The sequence below is a fragment of the Achromobacter pulmonis genome, assembly GCF_002885955.2.
Taxonomy (GTDB): Bacteria; Pseudomonadota; Gammaproteobacteria; order Burkholderiales; family Burkholderiaceae_B; genus Achromobacter; species Achromobacter pulmonis_A.
In genome coordinates this window covers 7025-7355 of record NZ_POQS01000024.1, presented here as the reverse complement: position 1 = coordinate 7355, position 331 = coordinate 7025, and the positions used below count along the sequence as shown (strand labels likewise).

The following is a 331-nucleotide window of genomic DNA, read 5'->3' as shown; positions in this document are numbered from 1 at the left end:
GAGGGTGAAGTGGCGCTGTACGACGACCAGGGGCAAAGCGTGCATCTGACGCGCGCGGGCATCGTGATCGACGGCGCCGGCAAGCCGGTGACCATCACGAACGCGCCGAAGGTGCGCGCCGAGACCGATCTGCTCGAATGCACCGGCGAGATCCGGGACCGCTGCGACTCGGGCGGGCGTGCCATGTCCGAAATGCGCGAGACCTACGACGGCCACGACCATCCGGGCGACTCGGGCGGCACGACCGGCAAACCGAATCAGGGGATGGGCTGATGGATCTGGCGCTGCATTACGACCCCGCCGCCAAGGTGTTCGACCTGCTGCTGGACGG

1 pseudogene is annotated in these 331 nt (G+C 68.0%); it reads left to right on the top strand.

The window, feature by feature from the left end:
* A pseudogene (locus C1I89_RS33320) lies at positions 1-273 on the top strand (baseplate assembly protein); the annotation flags it as partial.
* Positions 274-331: the final 58 nt, after the last annotated feature.